This window comes from Coprothermobacter sp., from assembly GCA_013824685.1.
GTDB lineage: Bacteria > Caldisericota > Caldisericia > Cryosericales > Cryosericaceae > Cryosericum.
The window spans coordinates 23,257-44,132 of sequence record PNOG01000011.1 but is presented as its reverse complement, the minus strand read 5'-3'; the positions used below and the strand labels follow the sequence as shown (position 1 = coordinate 44,132).

The 20,876-nt window shown below is 59.9% G+C and carries 15 protein-coding genes; 13 read left to right on the top strand and 2 right to left on the bottom strand.

Translation table 11 applies throughout. The features are described from left to right. Nucleotides 1-53: 53 nt before the first annotated feature. Genes C0398_04050 through C0398_04025 form a run of 6 tightly spaced genes read left to right on the top strand, consistent with a single transcriptional unit; the run spans nucleotide 54 to nucleotide 7,589 of the window. Complete coding sequence (locus tag C0398_04050; protein MBA4365164.1) at nucleotides 54-1,205, top strand: hypothetical protein; 1,152 nt, start codon at nucleotides 54-56, stop codon at nucleotides 1,203-1,205. A 12-nt stretch (nucleotides 1,206-1,217) separates the two neighbouring features. After that, a complete protein-coding gene (gene ligA / locus C0398_04045) occupies nucleotides 1,218-3,239 on the top strand; it encodes a DNA ligase (GenBank protein ID MBA4365163.1) in 2,022 nt (673 codons plus the stop codon). Nucleotides 3,240-3,261: 22 nt separating this feature from the next. Next, nucleotides 3,262-3,558 carry an Asp-tRNA(Asn)/Glu-tRNA(Gln) amidotransferase GatCAB subunit C gene (gatC, locus tag C0398_04040; GenBank protein ID MBA4365162.1) on the top strand — a complete coding sequence of 99 codons (297 nt, stop codon included), beginning with the start codon at nucleotides 3,262-3,264 and terminating at the stop codon, nucleotides 3,556-3,558. Then, complete coding sequence (gene gatA / locus C0398_04035; GenBank protein MBA4365161.1) at nucleotides 3,551-4,972, top strand: Asp-tRNA(Asn)/Glu-tRNA(Gln) amidotransferase GatCAB subunit A; 1,422 nt, start codon at nucleotides 3,551-3,553, stop codon at nucleotides 4,970-4,972. The genes gatC and gatA overlap by 8 nt, the downstream gene beginning before the upstream one ends. After that, a complete protein-coding gene (locus C0398_04030; GenBank protein MBA4365160.1) occupies nucleotides 4,969-6,396 on the top strand; it encodes an Asp-tRNA(Asn)/Glu-tRNA(Gln) amidotransferase GatCAB subunit B in 1,428 nt (475 codons plus the stop codon). The genes gatA and C0398_04030 overlap by 4 nt, the downstream gene beginning before the upstream one ends. Next, a complete protein-coding gene (locus C0398_04025; GenBank protein MBA4365159.1) occupies nucleotides 6,393-7,589 on the top strand; it encodes a hypothetical protein in 1,197 nt (398 codons plus the stop codon). Before C0398_04030 ends, C0398_04025 begins: the two co-directional genes overlap by 4 nt. 74 nt (nucleotides 7,590-7,663) lie before the next feature. Here the strand turns inward: C0398_04025 and C0398_04020 are convergent, their stop codons facing one another. Both C0398_04020 and smc read right to left on the bottom strand, forming a co-directional pair. Then, nucleotides 7,664-8,629: an aldo/keto reductase gene (locus C0398_04020; GenBank protein ID MBA4365158.1), complete on the bottom strand. Its 966-nt coding sequence runs from the start codon at nucleotides 8,627-8,629 to the stop codon at nucleotides 7,664-7,666. A gap of 117 nt (nucleotides 8,630-8,746) precedes the next feature. Continuing rightward, nucleotides 8,747-12,199 (bottom strand): chromosome segregation protein SMC, encoded by a 3,453-nt coding sequence (gene smc, locus C0398_04015; GenBank protein MBA4365157.1) that lies wholly within the window; start codon nucleotides 12,197-12,199, stop codon nucleotides 8,747-8,749. A 152-nt stretch (nucleotides 12,200-12,351) separates the two neighbouring features. On the opposite strand from smc, the gene C0398_04010 reads away from it, so the two are divergent. Genes C0398_04010 through C0398_03980 form a run of 7 tightly spaced genes read left to right on the top strand, consistent with a single transcriptional unit; the run spans nucleotide 12,352 to nucleotide 20,870 of the window. Further along, nucleotides 12,352-14,988, top strand: coding sequence for a valine--tRNA ligase (locus C0398_04010; protein MBA4365156.1), 2,637 nt, complete (start codon nucleotides 12,352-12,354; stop codon nucleotides 14,986-14,988). A 24-nt stretch (nucleotides 14,989-15,012) separates the two neighbouring features. Beyond that, nucleotides 15,013-16,350 (top strand): bifunctional folylpolyglutamate synthase/dihydrofolate synthase, encoded by a 1,338-nt coding sequence (locus C0398_04005; GenBank protein ID MBA4365155.1) that lies wholly within the window; start codon nucleotides 15,013-15,015, stop codon nucleotides 16,348-16,350. A gap of 27 nt (nucleotides 16,351-16,377) precedes the next feature. Next, nucleotides 16,378-16,863 carry a hypothetical protein gene (locus C0398_04000; GenBank protein MBA4365154.1) on the top strand — a complete coding sequence of 162 codons (486 nt, stop codon included), beginning with the start codon at nucleotides 16,378-16,380 and terminating at the stop codon, nucleotides 16,861-16,863. After that, nucleotides 16,864-18,204: an electron transport complex subunit RsxC gene (locus tag C0398_03995; protein ID MBA4365153.1), complete on the top strand. Its 1,341-nt coding sequence runs from the start codon at nucleotides 16,864-16,866 to the stop codon at nucleotides 18,202-18,204. It abuts the gene before it with no gap. Then, nucleotides 18,194-19,186, top strand: coding sequence for an NADH-quinone reductase (locus tag C0398_03990; GenBank protein MBA4365152.1), 993 nt, complete (start codon nucleotides 18,194-18,196; stop codon nucleotides 19,184-19,186). The genes C0398_03995 and C0398_03990 overlap by 11 nt, the downstream gene beginning before the upstream one ends. Next, entirely contained in the window at nucleotides 19,183-20,205 is a 1,023-nt protein-coding gene (locus C0398_03985) for a hypothetical protein (protein MBA4365151.1), read from the top strand. Before C0398_03990 ends, C0398_03985 begins: the two co-directional genes overlap by 4 nt. Further along, nucleotides 20,202-20,870 (top strand): electron transport complex subunit RsxE, encoded by a 669-nt coding sequence (locus C0398_03980; GenBank protein MBA4365150.1) that lies wholly within the window; start codon nucleotides 20,202-20,204, stop codon nucleotides 20,868-20,870. The genes C0398_03985 and C0398_03980 overlap by 4 nt, the downstream gene beginning before the upstream one ends. The last annotated feature ends 6 nt before the right edge of the window (nucleotides 20,871-20,876 follow it).

Genomic DNA, 20,876 nt, shown 5'->3' with positions numbered 1-20,876 from the left:
AGCCTCTTCTTTGCCAAATCGGGCGTTCAGGCTAGAATTGTCACGGTGATGAGATGAAGAAAACCGTTCAGTCACATAGTCTGCGGCAACTGTTCCTCCACAATTGGCGCTGGCTGGCCGCCTTCGTCATTGTGGCAGCAACCGTGAGTGCCACGACCATGTGGGCGCTTCGTGGAAAACAGACGGCGCTGCACGTGGCCTCGCAGTTCAAGACCAGTGATTACCCCATTGGGATCGTGGGCACACAGGACCAGGGATATGTCCTGACCGCGGCCGGCCAGGTGTTTTCACTGCTCGGATGGACGAGCCAGAGCGAAGGCGTGGAGCTGGCGGACAGCCCCACGTCGTTGACGTTGAGTACGTCAGGCAAGTACCTTCTGGTAGCGGGACAGCGGCTGACACTGCTGGACGATGCGCTTCGCCAGAAATGGTCGCGAAAGACGACAGCTCCCAGCGTCGTCGAGCAAGCCGTGTTTACCGTCACCGGAGGAGTTGCCGTCGTCTACTCGTTCCTCGAGAACCAGTCCCGGCAGTTCGTCACCTACGACATTGCGGGCAAATATATGGGCGGTTATACCGTTCCCGATTTTGGCCGTGGGTCACAGATCAGCCTTGCGCGCAGCGGCATGCTCGTCGTGACACTGGCGGGCGGTACCATCTACACCGTCTCGCCGCAAGGCAAGGTCATTGCAAAGTTCACAGTCCCCAACCCTGACCAGAGACTCGCAGGGCTTACCACGGCTGTCGACGAGAGCGGCACACGCATCCTGGCCGGTTACAGCTTCAGCGTATCGGGCGTAGCCGGCCCCCTTCCCCGCTATCTCTTTGACCAGACAGGGACAGAGATAGCCCAGCTGACGGCCGCCTCCGACAATCCCGGCCTTCGTGCGCTGGGCAATTACTTCCTGACCTTCGGGCGCACTGCGGAGATTGTCGGTGGGGACGGCCAGCAGCTCCTGTCAGCCTCGAAACTCAACTTCAATGCGGTCGGCGCCTCGGTCTTCGAAGGAGAGTGCGCACTCCTGTTCCAGGAACAGACCACCTCTCAGACTGCAGTCTATTTCCTTGGTATCTACGACATGAAGACCCGCACACTAGTGCGCCAGTGGAGTACGGCTGAGAGCGACGAGGTACGAGTGTTTCAGCTGCCGGGAATGCGCTCCGTCCTTGCTCTCGCCACCGGTCTCTTCGTTCTTACACCCTGACAGGAGAGATCCGTGGACCGCGACGAAGCGCGCGAACGCATACGGGAGCTCAAGGCACAGATCGAGCATCACAACTACGAGTACTATGTCCTGGACAGCCCGAGGATATCAGACGCAGACTTCGACGCCCTGATGCGCGAGCTCAAGACCCTGGAAGGCAGCTTCGTGGATCTGGTGACTCCGGACTCACCGACACAGCGCGTCGGCGGAACTCCCATCGGCGGATTCACGACAGTTCGACATCGCGTTCCGATGCTCAGCCTCAGTAACATGTTCTCCGAGGAAGACGTGATCCTCTTCGACGCCCGCGTCCGGCGAGCACTCGGACGGGATGACCCCGTCGAGTATCTGACGGAGGTCAAGATGGATGGGCTCGCCATCTCGCTTCGCTATGAGAAGGGTCTCCTGGTGGAGGGCTCCACGCGCGGAGACGGCGCAACGGGCGAAGACGTCACCATGAACGTCCGGACGGTGCGCTCCATTCCCATGAATCTGGCCAGCATGGGGAGCCACATTCCGGACCTGGTAGAGATCCGTGGCGAAATGGTCATGTTCAGGCGTGACTTCGAGGTACTGAATGCTGCGAGAGCTGCCTCAGGCGATCCCCTGTTCGCCAATCCACGCAATGCGGCAGCTGGGACCCTGCGTCAGCTGGACCCGCGCGTCACTGCTTCACGCCCACTGCATATGGTGGCCTATGCGCTGGGGGAGACATCGGAGGACCTGGTGCTTCCTACCCAGAAGAGCTTGCTGGACTGGATTGCCGGGGTCGGCTTCCGTGTATCACCGTTTGTGCGCCTGGTACGGACTCCCACCGAGATGTGGGCGATCACCCGGGAGATTTCGGCTGCACGCAGTTCGCTGCCGTTTGCTGCCGACGGCATCGTGTTCAAAGTGAACGAGATATCGCTGCAGCACGCATTGGGTCAGACGGCCAAGGAACCGCGATGGGCCTCCGCCTGGAAGTTCCCGCCTGAAGAAAAGGAAACACGCCTCGAGGATATTATTGTCTCCATTGGTCGAACCGGCGTCGCAACACCGGTTGCTGTGCTCACGCCGGTGGAGATCGACGGATCGGTCGTCTCGAGGGCGACTCTGCACAACGAGGACGAGGTCAAGCGTCTCGGCGTCCTTATCGGAGACACCGTCATCGTGCGCAAGGCCGGCTCGGTCATCCCCGAGATTCTGGGACCCGTGCCCTCTGCCCGCACCGGCATCGAGCGCCCCTTCATCATGCCGGCCGCATGCCCGGTGTGCGGCTCGCAGCTTGTGCGCATCGAAGATGAAGCCGCCACCAAGTGCGTGAACGCCTCATGCCCCGCGCAGGTGCGTGAACGGCTGCTGCATTGGTGCTCGAAGGACGCCATGGACATCCAGGGCATAGGGGAAGCCGTTGTCGACCAGCTCGTCACGGCCGAACTGGCCCACGACGTTGCCGACCTCTACGAACTGACGGAGGAACAGCTGCTTCGACTGGAGCGCATGGGATCTCTCGTCGCCCGCAAGCTGCTCGTCCATCTCGAAGAGAGCAAGGGACAGGGCCTTGCCCGTGTGCTGTATGCCGTGGGCATTCCCCAGGTCGGGCAGGTAGCCGCCCGTGATCTGGCCAATGCGTTCGGCTCCATGGAGATGCTTGCATCGGCCACGCCCGAATCCCTTGCCCATGTCTACGGCATCGGAGAGAAAACGGCGGAGAACATCACGGCCTTCTTCCGAGAAGAACATAACCGCACGCTCGTCGAGCGCCTTCGGAAGGCAGGAGTGCACATGGAGGGCGCCGCGGCCGCCGCGGCGCAAGGTCCCCTCAGCGGCAAGGTCTTCGTCTTCACCGGCGAGCTGTCCACTATCGCCCGCAGCAAGGCACAGGAACTGGTGCGTGCGCTGGGGGCCCAGACGTCGGAGACGGTTTCCCGGAAGGTGACCACGCTCGTCGCAGGATCTGCTGCGGGGAGCAAGATGGCCAAGGCCCGGCAACTGGGCATCGAGATCCTTGACGAACAGCAGTTCCTCTCTCTCGTTGGACAGGGGACCTGAGAAAACGCGTACAGGAGGTATCATGGCAACGATCATCGACAACAAGACGCTCCAGCACGTGGCTGCACTGGCACGTCTCGAGATAACACCAGAAGAGGAGGGACCTCTCCTGGGGGACCTCGAACGAATCCTCGGACATGTTGCTCAGCTGAGTTCCGTCGACACGTCAGCCATCGTCAGCAGGCGGCCCGTCATGACCGAACTCCGTCCGGATGAGCCGTCCGAGGGCCTGACACGCGCACAGGGACTTGGTGACGCACCCGCAACGCGTGACGGATTCGTCGTCGTGCGGAACGTCATGGGAGGCGAGGATGCCTAATGGACTTCCACGCACTCTGGACCAGTATCGTCTCGCTATTCGTGCCCACGAACTGTCGGCGGAAGAGTACCTGGACGAAACCCGCCGGCTCATCGAACGCAACGATCCCCAGGTGAGGGCATTTCTGCACCTGCGCCTGGACGCTGCCCGGTCTGACGCGCAAGCCGCCGACCCCACCTCTCCGCTCGCAGGTGCCCCGATAGCGATCAAGGACAACATCATGATGGCTGGCGAGCGCTGCACCTGCGGCTCCCGCATCCTTGAACACTATGTCGCCCCCTACTCGGCCACTGTCGTGCACTCACTGGTTGCTGGAGGAGCTGTCATCGTGGGCAAGACCAACCTCGACGAGTTTGCCATGGGCTCGTCCACAGAGAACTCCGCCTTCTTCCCGACGCACAACCCGGCTGACCTCACCCGTGTTCCCGGCGGGTCCAGCGGCGGTTCAAACGCTGCGGTCGCTGCAGGTTTTGCTCTCGGGGCAATCGGCTCCGACACCGGAGGTTCAGTGCGGCAGCCTGCCGCGTTCTGCGGGGTCGTCGGTTTCAAGCCGACCTATGGGCTTGTCTCGCGGTACGGCCTAGTCGCCTTCGGGTCCAGCCTCGACTGCATCGGCCCCATTACGAGAAGCGTCCGGGACGCCGCCATCATGATGAACGTGATGGCTGCCCATGATCCAAAAGATGCCACCAGCGTCAAGCGGCCCCACGTGGATTTCGAGGCCGCACTGCAGCCGACCCTTGCAGGCAAGCGGGTGGGCATCATCCGTGAGCTGCAGGAGCTGGATGTGCAGCCGGAAATCGCGGCAGCCATGGAGATGGCCCGTGAAGCAGCCGTGAAAAGCGGCGCATCCATCGTCGAGGTCAGCCTGCCACATATTCTGTCCGCTCTGCCCGCCTACTATATCATCGCGCCCGCCGAGTGCTCCGCGAACCTCGGACGGTTCGACGGCGTCCGCTATGGCCTGCACGTCGATGGACGAGACATGACGGAAACATACAGCAGGACCCGCAATGCCGGATTTGGCACCGAGGTGAAGCGACGCATCCTTATTGGCGCATTCGTGCTCTCGGCCGGGTACTATGACGCCTACTACAAGAAGGCAACCGATGTCCGCCAGCTCATCACCGACGAACTGGACGCGGCGATGCAATCCGCCGACGTCCTGCTCACGCCGACCACCCCGACGACAGCGTTCAGGATTGGAGCGGTGACCGACCCTCTCGAAATGTACAAGGCGGACGTGTTCACGATCCCCGCGAACCTGGCCGGGGTCCCTGCCGTTTCGTTTCCCGCCGGAAAGGACACCGCCGGTCTTCCCATCGGACTGCAGCTCATGGGTCCCCGCTGGAGCGACGCCGAACTCCTCTCCTCTGCGAACGTCCTCTTCACAGCACTTGGAGGTGAGTCATGACCACGACGATCGGCCTGGAAATCCACGTTCAGCTGGCCACGCAGACCAAGATGTTCTGTGGCTGCAGCACGGCGTTCGGGGACGAGCCCAACACGCATGTCTGCCCCGTCTGCCTTGGACTGCCGGGCGCACTGCCCACACTGAATGCCGAAGCCGTGCATCTTGCCACGAGACTCGCTATGGCACTGGGGTGCAAGGTCCACGAGGTCTCGGAGTTCTCACGCAAGAACTACTTCTACCCCGATCTTCCCAAATCCTACCAGGTCACCCAGTTCGACCGCCCGATCGCGACAGGGGGAACAGTCCCCATCGTCACCGAACGAGGCTCCCGCAGTGTCCGGCTGACCCGCGCGCATATCGAGGAAGACGCCGGCAAATCCATGCATGCCGCGGACATCACGCTCGGGGGCGAGACACTGGTTGACTTCAACCGCTGTGGCATGCCGCTGATCGAGATTGTCACTGAACCAGACATGCAAAGCGGCGATGAAGCGTACGAATTCCTGCGCAACCTGAGACGGCTTGTCAGGTGGCTCGGGGTATCGTCAGGCGACATGGAGAAGGGCGCAATGCGGTGTGACGTGAATGTCTCCGTCAGTCCGGATCCCGCAAAGCGAGGGACAAAGGTGGAGATCAAGAACCTCAACAGCTTCCGCAGCGTCAAGCGGGCTATCGACTACGAGGAACAGCGGCAGGCACAGTGCCTTGCCGACGGTACTCCCATCATGACAGAGACCAGGCACTTCGACGAAGTGCAGGGAACGACGTCCACCATGCGCAGCAAGGAAGCCAGCAACGACTACCGCTACTTTCCGGAGCCGGACCTGCCCCTGCTGCAGCTGGATCCGGCAGGGCTGGCATCCCTGCGGGCACAGATGCCCGAACTGCCCTGGGAGATGCAGTCACGCTTCGAGCGAGACCTCGGCCTCTCGCCATACGATGCGGCCCTGCTGACCGAGGAACGCTCCACGGCAGAGTTCTTCCAGCAGACCGTTGCGCTCTATGACAACCCGAAGAAGCTGGCCAGCTACATGGGGACCGAGGTGTCCAGGCTCCTCAATGAACGCGGCACAACGCTGGCTGAGACGCACCTGACGCCCGAGGCACTGGCCGGTCTTCTGACGATGGTCGAACACGATAAGATCAGCAACACAGCTTCAAAGGACGTCCTGCCCCTTCTCATGGACACGGGGACGACGCCTGCGGAAGCAGTCAGGAGTCTTGGCTTGGAACAGGTCTCAGACACCACTGCAATCGAAGGATTTGCACGCGACGTGATACTGGAGAACGGGGCTCAGGTCGAGCAGTTCAGGAGTGGCAAGGAAGCGGTGCTCGGGTTCCTCGTCGGCCAGCTCATGAAGAAGAGCAAGGGCAAGGCGAATCCGAAGCTGGCAGGCGACACACTGCGAAGATTGCTGAAATGAAGGAGCGCAGACCCTGGCGCAGGACCGTCGTAGCGATCGTCCTCGTTGCGGTCGTGCTGGCCACGTCTCTTGCCATGTATCACGTGATCAGAACACGTACCGGCAAGAAAGTGGAAGTCACAACGCTTATCCCTTACAGGAAGGGCGACAAATGGGGCTTTTGCAACAGCAACAAGAAGGTGATCATCCCGGCTGTTTATGACGGTGCACGGCCCTTCAGCGATGGAATTGCCATTGTGCAGACAAATGGCAAGTTCGGCTGCATCGACAAGGACGGGAGCATGGTCATCCCTGCTATTTATAGCCACATCGATGCGTTCAGTGAGGATCTCGCACTGGTTGGCCTGGACGGTGAATACAGATATCTCGACAAGACAGGAAAGACGGTCATAGGTCTGCCATCCACTTGTGACAGCGCCGGCGACTTTCATGATGGTCGTGCGTGGGTCATGATGCGCATAGAGAAGAAGGGGTACAAATATGGCTTCATTGACAAAGAGGGCAACTTTGCAGTAGAGCCTGTTTATGATCGGGCATTTGACTTTTATAGCGGCTCCGCCGTCGTTGCCGTCGGCCAGAAATATGGCGTGATCAACACGAGTGCAAAGAGAATTGTACCTGTAGAATATGACCAGGAAGCGTGGCTGACGAGCGAAGGGCCGATACCGGTTGCCGTAGGAGATAAATTCGGTTTTGTCGATTTAGATGGAACCATGACGATTCAACCTGTTTATGATTATGCATGGGGTTTCCGCGATGGCCTGGCTCAGGTTTCAGCGGACGATAAGAAGTTCTTCATTGATACAAAAGGTGACAAGGTCATCGATATCGACACGTCTTACGAAGAAATATCTGACTTCAGCGAGGGCTTGGCCGCAGTAAAGGTCAGTGGTAAGTGGGGTTATATCGACAGCAAGGGCACCATGGCAATCCAGCCTTCCTATGATGCTGCAGGCAGTTTCCATGAGGGGCTTGCGATCGTGCTGGTCAATGGGAAGGAAGGCTGCATCAAGACGGACGGAAGCATGGCCGTCCCCGCGACGTACGACGCAGGTGACTATACAATAACCAACTTCGAGAACGGTCTGTCGCTGGTCTCGTTGATTGGAAAGGGCAGCATGGTGGATGGGGGAGACAGGCCGACCATCGTGGGCTACATCGATACTAAAGGCACACAGTACTGGGAGAGCTGACATGACAAGCGGAGGTCCTCTCATGAGAGGATCTCCGCTTGTCAGACAGTCTCTATGAGTTCACGACCTGAGGCCTACTTGGTCAAGACCTCATCAATCGCTTCCATGGTATTCTCGTCAAGAACGACATCGACAGCCCTGACATTTTCTTCGACCTGCTCTGGCCTTGACGCACCGATGATGACACTGCTGATCTCTTTGTGATGAAGGATCCAGGCCAGAGCCAGCTGCGCCATGGTGATCTTGTTCTCCACAGCTATTGTTGAAAGCCGCTCAACCTTGGCGAAGTTCTCTTCGGTCAAATAGCGCTCGACAAAGTGTCCGACCTTGGGATCTGCGGCCCTGCTTCCCTTGGGCAGTTCCTGTCCCTTCTTGTACTTCCCTGTCAAGACCCCCTCGGCAAGGGGGCTAAATACCGCAATTCCCAATCCTTCCCTGGTGCATATTGACATTACTTCCTTTTCTATATACCTGTTCAGCATATTGTACGCCGGCTGATTAATGACAATCGGGCTCAAATTGAATCGATCCGATGTGTTCTGGCCGTCCAGTATCTGGGTTGCACTCCACTCACTGACCCCTGCGTACAGGACCTTGCCTTGATGTATCAGGTCATCTAATGCCCTCATAACCTCATCAATGGGTGTTTCAGGGTCATATCTGTGACAATAGAAGATATCAACGTAATCAGTGTTGAGACGCTTCAGGCTGGCATTGCACTGTTCCATAATGTGCTTTCTGGAAAGTCCTCTGTCATTGGGGCCATCACCCACAGACCAGAAGGTCTTTGTGGCCAGCACGTATGAAGACCTGGAGAAACCCTCCAGAGACTTGGCCAGGACCTCTTCTGCCGCACCGGGATGTGTCTGTCCGGCGCCATAGACGTCGGCAGTATCAAAGTAGTTTATCCCCAGGTCGTACGCCTTCTTCACACATGCATCTGCCTGCTCCTGCCCATAGGAACCACCATAGGTAAGCCAGCTGCCCAAAGCTATCTCGCTCACCTTAACGCCATAACGGCCAATCTTTCGGTAGTTCATACGATCCTCCTTTCCATGTGATCGTGATCATCTGTGCCATTATCGTACTCCACATTGAAAAGCTCAATCACTCCAAATGAGAGCTCTCGCAGGCTTACGGTCAGCCACGACAATGTGTCAGGACTGGTCAGCAGGCACTTCGTCACTATCCAGCCGAAGGGACACAACCTTCGAGACACCGGTCTCCTGCATCGTCACACCGTACAGCACATCGGCTGCGAGCATAGTCTCGCGGTTGTGCGTCACGACCAGGAACTGCGAACCCTCCTGTTCCCGCAGCAGCCGCGCAAAACGATGAACGTTGTTTTCGTCGAGTGCATTGTCCACCTCGTCGAGCAGGTAGAACAGGCTGGGCCGGGCCTTGAAGAGTGCAAACTGCAGGGCCGCGGCTGTGAGGACTTTCTCACCGCCGGAGAGCAGCTCAAGTGGTTGCCGCCGCTTGCCCGGAAGGATGACGTCGATGTCGATGCCCGTGAGTTCGCCGTTCTCCTGACGCACCAGCCTTGCCTCGCCACCGTCGAACATCTTGACGAAGTTCTCCTGGAATGCCTTCTCGATGACGACGAACGTCTCTTCGAAAAGTGTCGACGCACGTCGATCGAGGTCATCGATCAGCGCGAGCAGCTTCGTTCTCGACTGGGAGAGGTCGTCATCCTGCGCCTGGAGATGCGCAACGCGTGCCGCAAGCTCCTCGCTTTCTCTGATGCTGGCCATGTTCACGGGCTCCAGGTTGGTCATGTTGCGGCGCACCTCGTCCATCTCGCTCTGCATGTGCTCGAGGCTTGCCTCTGGTTCCATTCTTCCCGTCAGCTGTGCGAAGTCGTCGCGCGCTGTGAATTGCTCCAGCTTGCCCTTCCCCTCTGCCAGCAGGACCTCCAGCTCGCGTACGCGGCCCTCGAGACGTGTGCGACTCGCCTTGACCCCTTCCATCTCCGCGGCCAGGACCGCCATTTGTTCGTCCTTGTGACGCTTGTCGAGTTCGAGCTGGTCGATACCGGCCTGAAATGCCGCCAATCCGTTCGACTTCTCCTTGAACTGGGCGTCCAGAAGACTGATGCGCTGCTCGAGCGCCACGCGTTCGGCACGCACCCGCACCAATCCATCCTGCGACGCCTTGATCTCTGTGGCAAGGCTCGCAAGCTGATCCTCATATGCCAGCTTCTTCTCCAGCAGGGCCTGAATGCGTCCCGACACCGAGTTTCGCCGGATCTGCAGCGCCTGAACTCTGTCCTTGCCTGCAAGCAGGTCCGCCTCGGCCTTCTGGCGAGCCTTGTCCGCCCCGTCCTGTGCGTCGCGCGCCTTGGCCAGCGAGCTTCTGCGTTCCGCAAGAGTCTCGCGGAGAGGCGCGAGATCCTTCTCGAGTTCCACGATACGGCTCCGTGCCGCATCCAGGCGGCTCGCACGCTCATGTTCGACCGCGAGGCGGCGTTCCTCCTCCACGACCATCGCCTGCAGCCGCGCCTGAACCTCCTTCAGATCGCGCTCAGCCTGCTGTATGCCACTCAGGACCACGCTTCGCTTCTGGCGCGCAAGCATCACCGTCTGTGCCTGGTCAGTAGTCAGCCGCAACGCTTCGGCAGCGTCTGCCTCAAGCCGGGAAAGCTCGGCAGAGCCCTTGCCCGCAAACGAGCGTTCGATGGACCCGCGCAGCGCCCGCACCGCAAACGCGCTGTCGATGACAAATCCGTCTTCGCAGTACACCTTGTAGAAGTCGTGGCGATGCTCGCGGGCGAACACGAGTCCCTGCTCGAGGGACGCAGCGACAAAGAGTCGGCACAGCAGCTCGCCCACGAGAGCTGGCGCGCCCGCCAGACTGGTAGCCGTTGCCGCTACAGAAGAGGTAGCCACGTCCTTCTGGTCCGCTGTCTCGACCCCTGGCGCATACCGGATCCCTATCGCCGCTTGTCCAGAACGACGGACAGCCAGCGCCAGAGCATCGCACGGATCATCGCTCAACTCGAGGGCCAGCTCCTCCCGCAGCAGCTGCAATAGGAGCAGCCGGCGTTCACCCAGGTCGACCACGTCGAGGACACGGCGTGCCGTGGACCCGTTTCGTATCTGCTGCTCAAGGCTGGCAACGAACGCTGCAGCATTCTGGAGGGACTTCCGGTAGGATTCTGCAGCTATAGCCCTGTCCCTGCTGTCCGCTGCAAGCGCGGCCTGCTGCTGTTCGAGCATGGTCAACTCGCCGGAAGCGCCCTCAGATTGCCCTCGCCGCTCTTCAAGCGTTTTCTCGAGCGCATCTGCCTGCTCACGCGCCACCTTCACCTGTTCTGCGGCCGTTTCGGGTTCGGGGGCGTCGGTGGCCTGTCCGGACAGCTCGACCGTCTTGCGCTTCTCGTCCAGTTCGAACTGCAATGGGTTGAACCGGCTGAATAACTGACGGACCTCGGTCTCGAGCTGCAGGACCTGGCCCTGTGCCTGGGCTAGGCTCTTGCGCCTCTGTTCAACGCTCTGGATCACTTCGTCGTAGGTGCTCTGCTCTCCGGCTAGTTCCGCGCCCGCCTGCGACTCCTCGCCCCTCAGCTGGTCGATGGACGATCCGGTCTCGCCGGCCAGCTTGGTCGTCTGGAGCCTGCTGGCATCCCAGTCCTGCTCCTGACGCACAAGCCTCGACTCCTCTGCTGCAAGGTACTTGGCCTTCTCGCGGACGGATACCAGTTCCTTCTCGAGCCGATACGCATCCTCCCGCGCCTCGCTGAGAGCTGATGCCTTCTCGCGGAGCGATGCACTGAGCTTCCGCTGTGCGGTCTGAAGGTCGTCATGCGCCGCCTGCCGGCCATTCAGGCTGGTGATGACCTCCGCCATTTTGTCCTGTGCCTCGGCAAGTCGCGCCGTAGCGCGGTCCTGCTCCCGCAGTACAGACAGATACCGCGCGTGCGCAATGTCCATCTCCAGATTGCGCAGGCGCGACTGATAGGCGATGTACTCGCGTGCCGCCGCCGCCTGTACGCCGAGATGCGCATAGCTGCCGTTCAGCTCAGCCAGCAGGTCCTCGACACGTGCGATGTTGCCCCTTGTCTCTTCCAGCTTGACCAGGGTGTCCCTCTTGCGCTGTTTGTACTCGGCAATACCGGCAACCTCTTCGAAAAGACCCTTGCGCTCCTCGGGTTTCATCGTGAAGATGCGGCTCATCTCGCCCTGGCCGATGAACGGGTAGTGCCGGAACCCGAGCCCTGTCGATGTCAGCAGCTCTTCGACATCCCGAAGCTGAACATTGGTTCCGTCGATGAGAAAGTCCGATTCCTTGGAACGGAAGATGCGCCGAGCCACAGTAACCTTGTCCGTGCCGGTGCCGAACACGTTGCCCTCGTTGTTGAACACGACCTCGGCTTCGGCGTAGCTGACGGGATGGCGCGTCGCGCTGCCGGCGAAGATGAGGTCCAGCATCGACCGGGCACGGAGCGTCCTCAGGTTCTGCTCACACAGTGTCCAGCGCAACGCATCGACCAGGTTGCTCTTCCCCGAACCGTTGGGCCCGACGATAGCGATGACGGGATAGGAGAGCTCCAGTGTCGTGCTCTGCTCAAAGGTTTTGAACCCCTGAATATGAAGGGATTTCAGATACATGTCGTGTGTGTCCTCCGACTCAAGAGGGTCCAGTCCAGCGAAAGTATAGCCGCGTTCCTGGCCGTGGCAATCAGGGCCGCCGAGCCTCAGTTCAATTGACAATCAGCAGTGTCAGCCTATACTTGGCGAATACCGTCGTGGAGGTTTGGGTGATGACTCCAATCGAATTGGATCCGATTTACGAGGCAATAAAGCACGAGGAACAGATCTATGGTCTGTGGCTCAGCCAGGCGGCTTTCCATTCGGAGCCCAACCCCGACAGAACTCCATTCGTTGTCATGATGCCCCCGCCTAATGTCACTGGGTACCTGCACATCGGCCACGCTCTCAATATGACGCTCCAGGACATCGCCATCCGGTACAAGCGCATGAAGGGATTCGAGACACTGTGGCTGCCGGGAATGGATCACGCCGGCATCGCCACACAGGCGGTCGTAGAGCGTCAGATCAAGGAGCAGGGGCTGACGAAGGAAGGATTGGGGCGCGACGAATTCGTCCGTCGCATCTGGGAGTGGAAAGAGAAGTACGGAGGCATCATCCTGTCCCAGCTCAAGAAGCTCGGCGTCTCTGCCGACTGGGACCGTCTGCGCTTCACACTTGACGAGCCGTATGAGCGAGCAGTCAAGGCTGCTTTCGTCCACTACTATGAAAAAGGTCTTCTCTATAAGGGTCAGCGTATCACCAACTGGTGTCCCCATTGCCACACGGCAATCTCGGACATCGAGGTCACGTACGCAAACGAGAAGGGTCATCTCTGGTACGTCCGATACCCGTTTGCCGATGGCTCGGGGTTCGTCACGATTGCCACGACACGCCCGGAGACCATCCTCGCGGATGCAGCCGTCGCCGTCAACCCGGCCGACCCGCGGTACGCGGACATCGTCGGCAGAGACGTTGTCGTCCCCGTCGCCAACCGGACGATCCCGGTGATCGCGGACGAAGCCGTCCTGCTGGATTTCGGGACGGGCGCCCTCAAGATCACTCCCGGCCACGACCCCACGGACTTCGAGGTCGGCCAAAGGCACAGCCTTCCGAACATGGCCGTCATCGGCCTCGACGGTCTCATGAACGAGAACGCCTTGCATTACAGGGGCATGACTGCCACCCAGGCCCGTGAGAAAATCGTCGTCGAGATCGACGCCCTGGGGCTGCTGGAAAAGGTGGACGACTACGAACACAGTGTTGGGCACTGCTCGCGCTGCAGCTCTACCATTGAGCCTATCGTCACGGACCAGTGGTACTTGCGCATGAAGGGTCTGGCTGCCAGGGCACTGGAGGCTGAACGCGAGGGCAAGGTCGAGGTCCTGCCGGTCAAGTGGCGGAAAGTCTATGAGGGCTGGTTGGAGAACATCAACGACTGGTGTGTTTCCCGTCAGTTGTGGTGGGGCCACCGTATCCCGGTCTACCATTGTGAAGACTGCGGCGAGGTCATCGTTTCCGTCGACGCCCCCCACGTCTGCCCGAAATGCGGCAGCAGCCATATCACCCAGGAAAGCGATGTCCTGGACACGTGGTTCAGCTCGGCCCTGTGGCCGTTCGCTACGCTTGGATGGCCTGAGCAGACTGCCTCTCTCAACTACTACTATCCGACGTCTCTCCTCATCACCGGCTACGATATCATCTTCTTCTGGGTCGCCCGCATGGTGGTGTCTGGTCTCGAGTTTATGGATGATGTCCCCTTCCATACCGTCTTCATCACCGGTCTTGTCCGTGATGAGCAGGGACGCAAGATGAGCAAGTCGCTCAAGAATCAGGTGGATCCGCTGGACCTGATCAGTACCTATGGCACGGATGCCCTGCGGTTCACGATGGCCTCGCTCTCCACCTACGGAGGACAGGACATCCTGCTCTCCGACCAGAAGCTTCTGTCGTCGCGGAACTTCATCAACAAGCTGTGGAACGCGACGCGGTTCGTCGTCGCCGGCGTGGGCGTCAAGGAGACGCTGGCCGGCCCCCGTCCGTCCGATGACCAGCTTGGCCTGTTCGACCGATGGATCCTGACGCGTCTGTCCGACGCGACACGGGACGTGACGGCCAAGATGGACGTGTATGACTTTGGCGAGGCTTCCCACAGGCTCTACGAGTTTATCTGGGGCGACTTCTGCGATTGGTACATCGAGCTCGCGAAGATCCCACTCCGCGACGAGGCCAGGGCACCCGCAACCCGTTGGGTGCTGGCGTACGTCCTCGAAAACACGCTGCGCCTCCTCCACCCGTTTGTCCCATTTGTCACCGAGACGATCACGCAGCAGCTGTACGGCGGCGACCATCTGATCATGACGGCGGCGTACCCTGAAGCCGATGGAATGGCTACGTACGAGGGGAACACCGCGCAGGCCGACTTCCTCATCGGATTCATCAAGGCAGTCCGGAACCTCAAGGCGGTCTTCCATCTGCCGCCGACTGAGAAACAGAGCGTGGTCGCGGTCGGGGCGGAACGTGACATCGCGGCAATCATGACAAACGTGGAGGCAGTCAAGTTCGTCGGGCGGTTTGCCGACATTGCGACTCAGCTCGATTCGACCCAGCGCTACATCAAGGGCGCCTACGGGACCATGCAGGTCATGATCCTTGCGAAGGCTGACTTCGACTATGAAGGCGAACTCAAGGTCCTCGGGGGTAGACTGGAACTCCTGCACGCAGATACCATCAAGCTCGAGGCTCGGCTGGGCAACCAGGACTTCCTCGCGCGTGCCCCGGTCGAAGTCGTCGACAAGGACACGCAGAAACTGGAAGACCTCAGGGCCGAAGAACAGCTCATCGGCACCTTCCTGAAGGGACAGGGCTAGCCCTGGCACGGCGTGGAAACTCGCGTGCGAAGGACATACGCTGAAGCACTCGATTGCGTTTTCTCACTCGCCAAGTTTGGCTCGAAGCTGGGCCTGGAGAGAATCGGCCGTATCATGGCCAGCCTGGGGAACCCGGAACGACAGCTCCGATTCGTTCACGTGGCAGGCACCAAGGGCAAGGGCTCGGTCTGTGCGTTCACAGCACGCATGCTCGAGGAAGCCGGCTACACCGTCGGCCTCTACATCAGTCCCTCTCTCGTAGATGTCGGCGAACGCATTTCAGTCAATGGGGCAATGCTCTCGCCTGAGGACTTCCTTGACGCGTTCGACGCTGTCTGGAGTGCGATTGGCACCGTCTCGGAAGACGATCCGGTCACCGTCTTCGAGGTCTTCACCGCCATGGCGATCGTGCACTTCGCCCGCAGGAGGGTCGACGTGGTCGTATGGGAAGTCGGTCTCGGAGGACTGTACGATGCCACCAACGTCATCCTCGTGCCCGAGGTTGCCGTCATCACGAATATCGGACTGGAACATACGGACCGGCTTGGCAACACCGTCGAAGAGATCGCGACCCAGAAAGCCGGCATCATCAAGCACGGAGGCATCACCGTCCTCGGCCATCAGGACTACCCGGGCGCCCAGGCGACCCTGCTCGCCCAGGCTGAGACGATGGAAAACCAGATTGTCCTCGCTGGACGAGACTACACCTTCTCCTCGCAGCGGTTCACACCGGACTCCGTCACGTTCGACTATGCAGGCGTGGTCCTCGGTCGTCAGGTTTCGCTCCCTGACGTAACGATCTCGCTCCGCGGCACTCATCAGGTCCAGAATGCAGCAAGCGCGATCAGTGCCGTTATCGCTTTGACCGTCAAAGATGGCATCGACGTCTCTGAGGCTGCAATGCGGCGCGCTCTCCAACAAACGTTCTGGCCCGGACGCATGGAGCTCGTTCCCGGTATGCCAACGGTCCTTCTGGATGGTGCACACACGCAGACAGCGGCCAAGTACCTCGTGAAATCGCTGCATGCCCATTTCCCTGGCCAGCGGTTCACGATGCTGTTCGGCGTGCTCATGGACAAGGACATGGATGGGATCGCCAGCATGCTGGCTCCTGAGGTGGACACCATCGTCCTGACCCGCGTCCCTGACAGCAGCCGGGCTGCCAGCCCCTGGGAACTGGAGGAGAAGTTCCTGCGCTACCATCCCCATGGTTCCATCGTCGTGGAAGACGACACAGAGCGGGCATACGAGAGAGCCCGAAACCTGACGCCAGACGGCTCATGGCTGCTTGTGACAGGCTCCCTTTACCTTGTGGGAGCAGTCCGCAAGCTCATGGGTCTCTACACATTTGTGCGTCCATGATCCTTGTTCGCACTGGGAGGTGACATCATGACTACATTACTGGTCGAATTCTGGCAGAACACGGTCGTCCCGAACCTGAGTTCCATCCTGCTGGGCGCGGCTGTCCTTGTCGCCGTCATCCTCGTCTGGATCATCAAGGACACGTCGAGGAGAGGCGCCAACACCGTCGTCTGGTCGGTCTTCACCGTGGTCGGCCTCGGGCTGCTGCCATTGATTGTATACTTTCTGGTCCGCGACCCCCTGACCCTCGACGACCACATGGCGGATAAGTTGAACAATGACGTTCTCAAGCTCGAGAGAAGCTACTATGCGTTCCTCATGGACGAGCAGGACAGAAAGTGCCCGGTTTGTGGACACGAAGTGAAGTCAAGGTACCGGTTCTGTCCCGCATGCGGCAATGAACTCCGCACGATATGTCCGGCATGCGGCGAACTCATGGAAACAAACTGGAAATCGTGCCCACACTGCGGGCACAAGGTCGAACCGGCTGAAGCGAAAGGAGCGTTGGCATAGATGAGTCTGAAAACATTCAGAGGGGGCATTCACCCCTCTGAGCACAAGGAACCAACCAGAGACCTGCCCATCGAATACGTGCCAGCGCCTACGTCCGTCGTCATTCACCTGACACAAGCCATCGGGGCCCAGAACCAGCCGCTCGTAAAGGTCGGAGACCGCGTCCTGAAAGGCCAGAAGATCGGCGATGTTCAGGCCTGTCCTGCAGCGGCAGTTCATGCATCCATCACCGGCATCGTCAAGAAGATCGAGCCTGCCCCCCAGAGCAATCTGAAGGACGGCATGGCTGTCTTCATTGAAGCTGACGGAACCAACGAAACAGCGTACATGCCGCCGCTCGACGCGTTTGTCTGCTCACGTGAGGAAGCGATCGCTCGCTTGCGCGATGCTGGAGTCGTCGGCATGGGCGGCGCATCCTTCCCCACTGACGTCAAGCTGGCTCCCCCTGCAGACAAGCCCGTGGACACCATCATTGCCAATGGTGCAGAATGCGAGCCCTACCTGACGATCGACTACCGGACGATGATCGAATCGCCTGCGGACGTCGTCGAGGGACTGGCCATTGCGGCACACATTGTGGGAGCCACGAGAGCAGTCGTCGCGATTGAATCCAACAAAGCGGACGCTCTTCCTGTCATCGAACAGCAGTTTGCCGGGCATAGTCACGGCATTCCGATGGAGGCTGTCCTCGTTGCAACCAAGTACCCCGAAGGCGGGGAGAAGATGCTCATCAAGGCCGTCACCGGACGTGAAGTCCCTTCTCACGGACTGCCGGCTGACATCGGCGTCATCGTCCAGAATGTCGGGACGCTCAAGGCCATCAAAGAAGCGTTCGCTGACGGCAAACCGCTGATCGAACGTGGTTTCACCGTCTCAGGCGGAGCCTGCGCAACACCCAAAAACCTGTACGCCCCCATCGGGACACTCATCGCTGACCTCATTCCCAACGTCATTCAGATCAGCGACGACCTCCGCAAAGTCATGTTCGGCGGCCCCATGATGGGTGTCGCCGTACCATCGCTGCAGATCCCGGTCGCCAAGGGCACCAGCGGTATCGTGTTCTTCACTGCCGCGGAATCGAAGCAGTATGTGGAGCGTCAGTGCATCCGCTGCGGCCGCTGCGCAGATGCCTGTCCGGCACGGCTATTGCCTATGCTGCTGAATGCCGCGCTCCTCTCCGATGATCTCAACCGTGCCGATGCCATCGGCCTTGTTGACTGTTTCGAATGCGGTGCCTGCAGCTACGTCTGCCCGGCACGTATCCCTCTCACCCAGCAGTTCAAGCTCGGCAAGGACCTTCTCCGCAACCAGCGTGCCAAGGAGGCCCGCCATGGAAAATAAGGCGATGAAGCTTGTCTTGTCCGGTGCACCACACTTCGTGACCGGCAACGACATCCAGAAAACGATGGGCATGGTCATCATCGCCCTGCTCCCCGCCCTGGCCGGAGGCGTCTACTACTTCGGACCCCGGGCGCTGCTGGTTACTGCGGTATCCGTCGTCAGTGCCGTTGCTGCCGAATTCCTGTTCCGCACAGCGCTTCGCCGCGAGACACACATCACCGACCTGTCCGCGGTCATCACGGGAATGCTGCTTGCGCTCATCCTGCCGGTGTCCTCACCGTTGTGGATGGCTGCGGTCGGCTCGGCGTTCGCCATCGTCGTGGCCAAGGAGCTGTTCGGAGGGCTCGGTGGCAACTTCGCGAATCCGGCCCTCGTGGGGCGCGCCATTCTGGTGATGAGCTGGCCGGCGTTCATGACACGCTGGTCTCCCTCTCTGCACGCGGCTGCCGTCGACGCGACGACGACTGCGACGCCTCTCGGTATCCTGAAGCTGGGCGGAGCCCTCACCGACGTCATGAAGAGTGTCGGGGTCAGTGAAAAGTCGGCTCTGTACCTTCAGATGTTCCTTGGCAACCGTTCAGGCTGTATCGGTGAGACGTCTGGGCTACTGCTCCTGCTGGGAGCCGCGTTCCTGGTAGTGACACGCATCATCGACCTGCGGACACCGGTCGCCATGGTCGCGACGACATTCGCCGCGTCCTGGCTCTTTGGACGGGACCCGGTCTTCTCGGTGCTGGCCGGCGGCATCCTGCTGGGAGCGTTCTTCATGGCCACAGACTATGTTACGACCCCTGTGACGCCCGTTGGCAAGTGGGCTTTTGGCATTGGCGCAGGACTCATGACGGTTCTCATCCGTCAACTCGGCAACTTCCCTGAGGGCGTCACCTACGGCATCCTGCTCATGAACGTCGTCGTACCGTATCTGGACAAGATCATCCCCCACAAGTTCGGGTTCGTGAAGCCCAGGAAGGTGAACACATGAAGCGCTGGCAGATGATCAAGCTGGGGCTCATCCTGGCAGTATACTGCACTGTCGGCTGTGTCGGGCTTGCATTCGTCTACAACAGTACGAGCAAGACCATTGCGCAGCGTCAGGAGGCCGATCTCCAGGCCGGTCTTCGCGAAGTATTCCCCAAGGCAACTGGGTTCACTCCAACGGATACGGTGAAGTCCACAAACCCCAAGGTCACCTTCGATGCAGCATACACGGCAAACGGCCCTTCAGGATCACTCGGCATAGCTGTCAAGGTCCAAGGTCCCAGCTACGGCGGCCTTACGACCCTGATCGTCGGCGTTTCGACCGACGGAACCATCACGGGCGTGAAAGTCCTCGAGAACAAGGACACCCCCGGTCTCGGCGCGAATGCCGCAAGCTCAACGTACTACGTCGACAAGACCACCAGGACGACATTCCCGGGGCAGTTCGCCGGCAAGAGACTCACCGACCCCTTCGTCGTCAAGGAGGACGTGCTCGCGATCACCAGTGCAACCATCACGAGCAGAGCCATTACCAATCTGGTTCAGGTCGTTGGCAAGGCTGTCTCCGACGTCCTCGGCATTGGAGGTTCATCCCAAGAGCCACAAGCTGTCCTTCCGTCGGCGGATACCGTCCGAACGTCCTCCAGACCTGCGACGTCCAGCATTCCTGGTGTCTCCATCCTGGAAACGTCTGTGGGAACCAAAGCCGGAGCTATCGTCGGCGCAGCCGCGAAAGCCAAGGCGACAAGCTATGATGGTGACGTCACCGTTCTTGTAGGCGTTGCTACTGATGGAACGATTCTTGGCGTTCAGATTCTGGAGTGTACCGACAGCCTGGGCAGTTCGATTCTCGCACCAGAATTCGCCCAGCAGTTCGTCGGCAAGAAAGCCGGCGCACCTCTCGAGGTCGGCGCGAACATCGACGCAGCCTCAGGGGCTACATTCAGTAGCGCAGGAGCCACAGCGCTCGTGAAAGCAACTGCCGACGCTCTCGTCAAGGCCCTTGCAGGAGGTGGCCTGTGAAACGCCTGTTCGGTATCTTCGTCAACGGTCTCATCGTCGAGAACCCGCTGTTTGTCATCATGATCGGCCTCTGCTCCTCGATGGCCGTCACCACCGGCGTGGCCAACGGAATCGGCATGGGCCTCGCGCTGACCTTCGTCCTGGTCCTGTCCGAGGTCATCATCTCACTGTTCCGAAACCTGATTCCGGACAGCATCCGCATGCCCATCTTCCTGATTGTCATTGCCGCATTCACGACCATCATGGACCTCGAGATGAAAGCGTACTTTCCCGCCCTTTCCAAGTCCATGGGTGTCTTCATCCCGCTCGTCGTGGTGAACTGCATCGTCATGGGACGCGTCGAGGCCTACTCCTCCAAGCAGCCTGTGCTCGACTCTCTCTTCGACGGTCTCGGGATGGGCATTGGCTTCACCTGGGTACTCGTCGCCCTGGCGGTTGTCCGGGAACTGTTGGGAAACGGCACGCTTCTGGGATTCCAGATCATGCCGTCATCCTTCGAACCCATGATCTTCTTCATCCTGCCACCCGGTGGCTTTCTCGTCTTCGCCCTCTGGATGGCAGCAAGCAACGACCTGCGCCGAAAACTGCTGGCTGGCAGAAAACCGGAACCGACCCAGGATAGCTGCTGCACGTTGCCCGGCAACAGCTCGGCCGAAAAGGCATAGGAGGGG

Excerpts from the sequence above, each read along its gene's own strand:
- C0398_04050 (MBA4365164.1), top strand. The coding sequence starts at position 54 with ATGAAGAAAACCGTTCAGTCACATAGTCTGCGGCAACTGTTCCTCCAC.
- C0398_04030 (MBA4365160.1), top strand. The coding sequence starts at position 4,969 with ATGACCACGACGATCGGCCTGGAAATCCACGTTCAGCTGGCCACGCAG.
- C0398_03985 (MBA4365151.1), top strand. The coding sequence starts at position 19,183 with ATGAAGCGCTGGCAGATGATCAAGCTGGGGCTCATCCTGGCAGTATAC.
- C0398_04020 (MBA4365158.1), bottom strand. The coding sequence starts at position 8,629 with ATGAACTACCGAAAGATTGGCCGTTATGGCGTTAAGGTGAGCGAGATA.
- C0398_03995 (MBA4365153.1), top strand. The coding sequence starts at position 16,864 with ATGAGTCTGAAAACATTCAGAGGGGGCATTCACCCCTCTGAGCACAAG.
- C0398_04000 (MBA4365154.1), top strand. The coding sequence starts at position 16,378 with ATGACTACATTACTGGTCGAATTCTGGCAGAACACGGTCGTCCCGAAC.
- gatC (MBA4365162.1), top strand. The coding sequence starts at position 3,262 with ATGGCAACGATCATCGACAACAAGACGCTCCAGCACGTGGCTGCACTG.
- smc (MBA4365157.1), bottom strand. The coding sequence starts at position 12,199 with ATGTATCTGAAATCCCTTCATATTCAGGGGTTCAAAACCTTTGAGCAG.
- gatA (MBA4365161.1), top strand. The coding sequence starts at position 3,551 with ATGCCTAATGGACTTCCACGCACTCTGGACCAGTATCGTCTCGCTATT.
- C0398_04025 (MBA4365159.1), top strand. The coding sequence starts at position 6,393 with ATGAAGGAGCGCAGACCCTGGCGCAGGACCGTCGTAGCGATCGTCCTC.
- C0398_03990 (MBA4365152.1), top strand. The coding sequence starts at position 18,194 with ATGGAAAATAAGGCGATGAAGCTTGTCTTGTCCGGTGCACCACACTTC.
- C0398_04010 (MBA4365156.1), top strand. The coding sequence starts at position 12,352 with ATGACTCCAATCGAATTGGATCCGATTTACGAGGCAATAAAGCACGAG.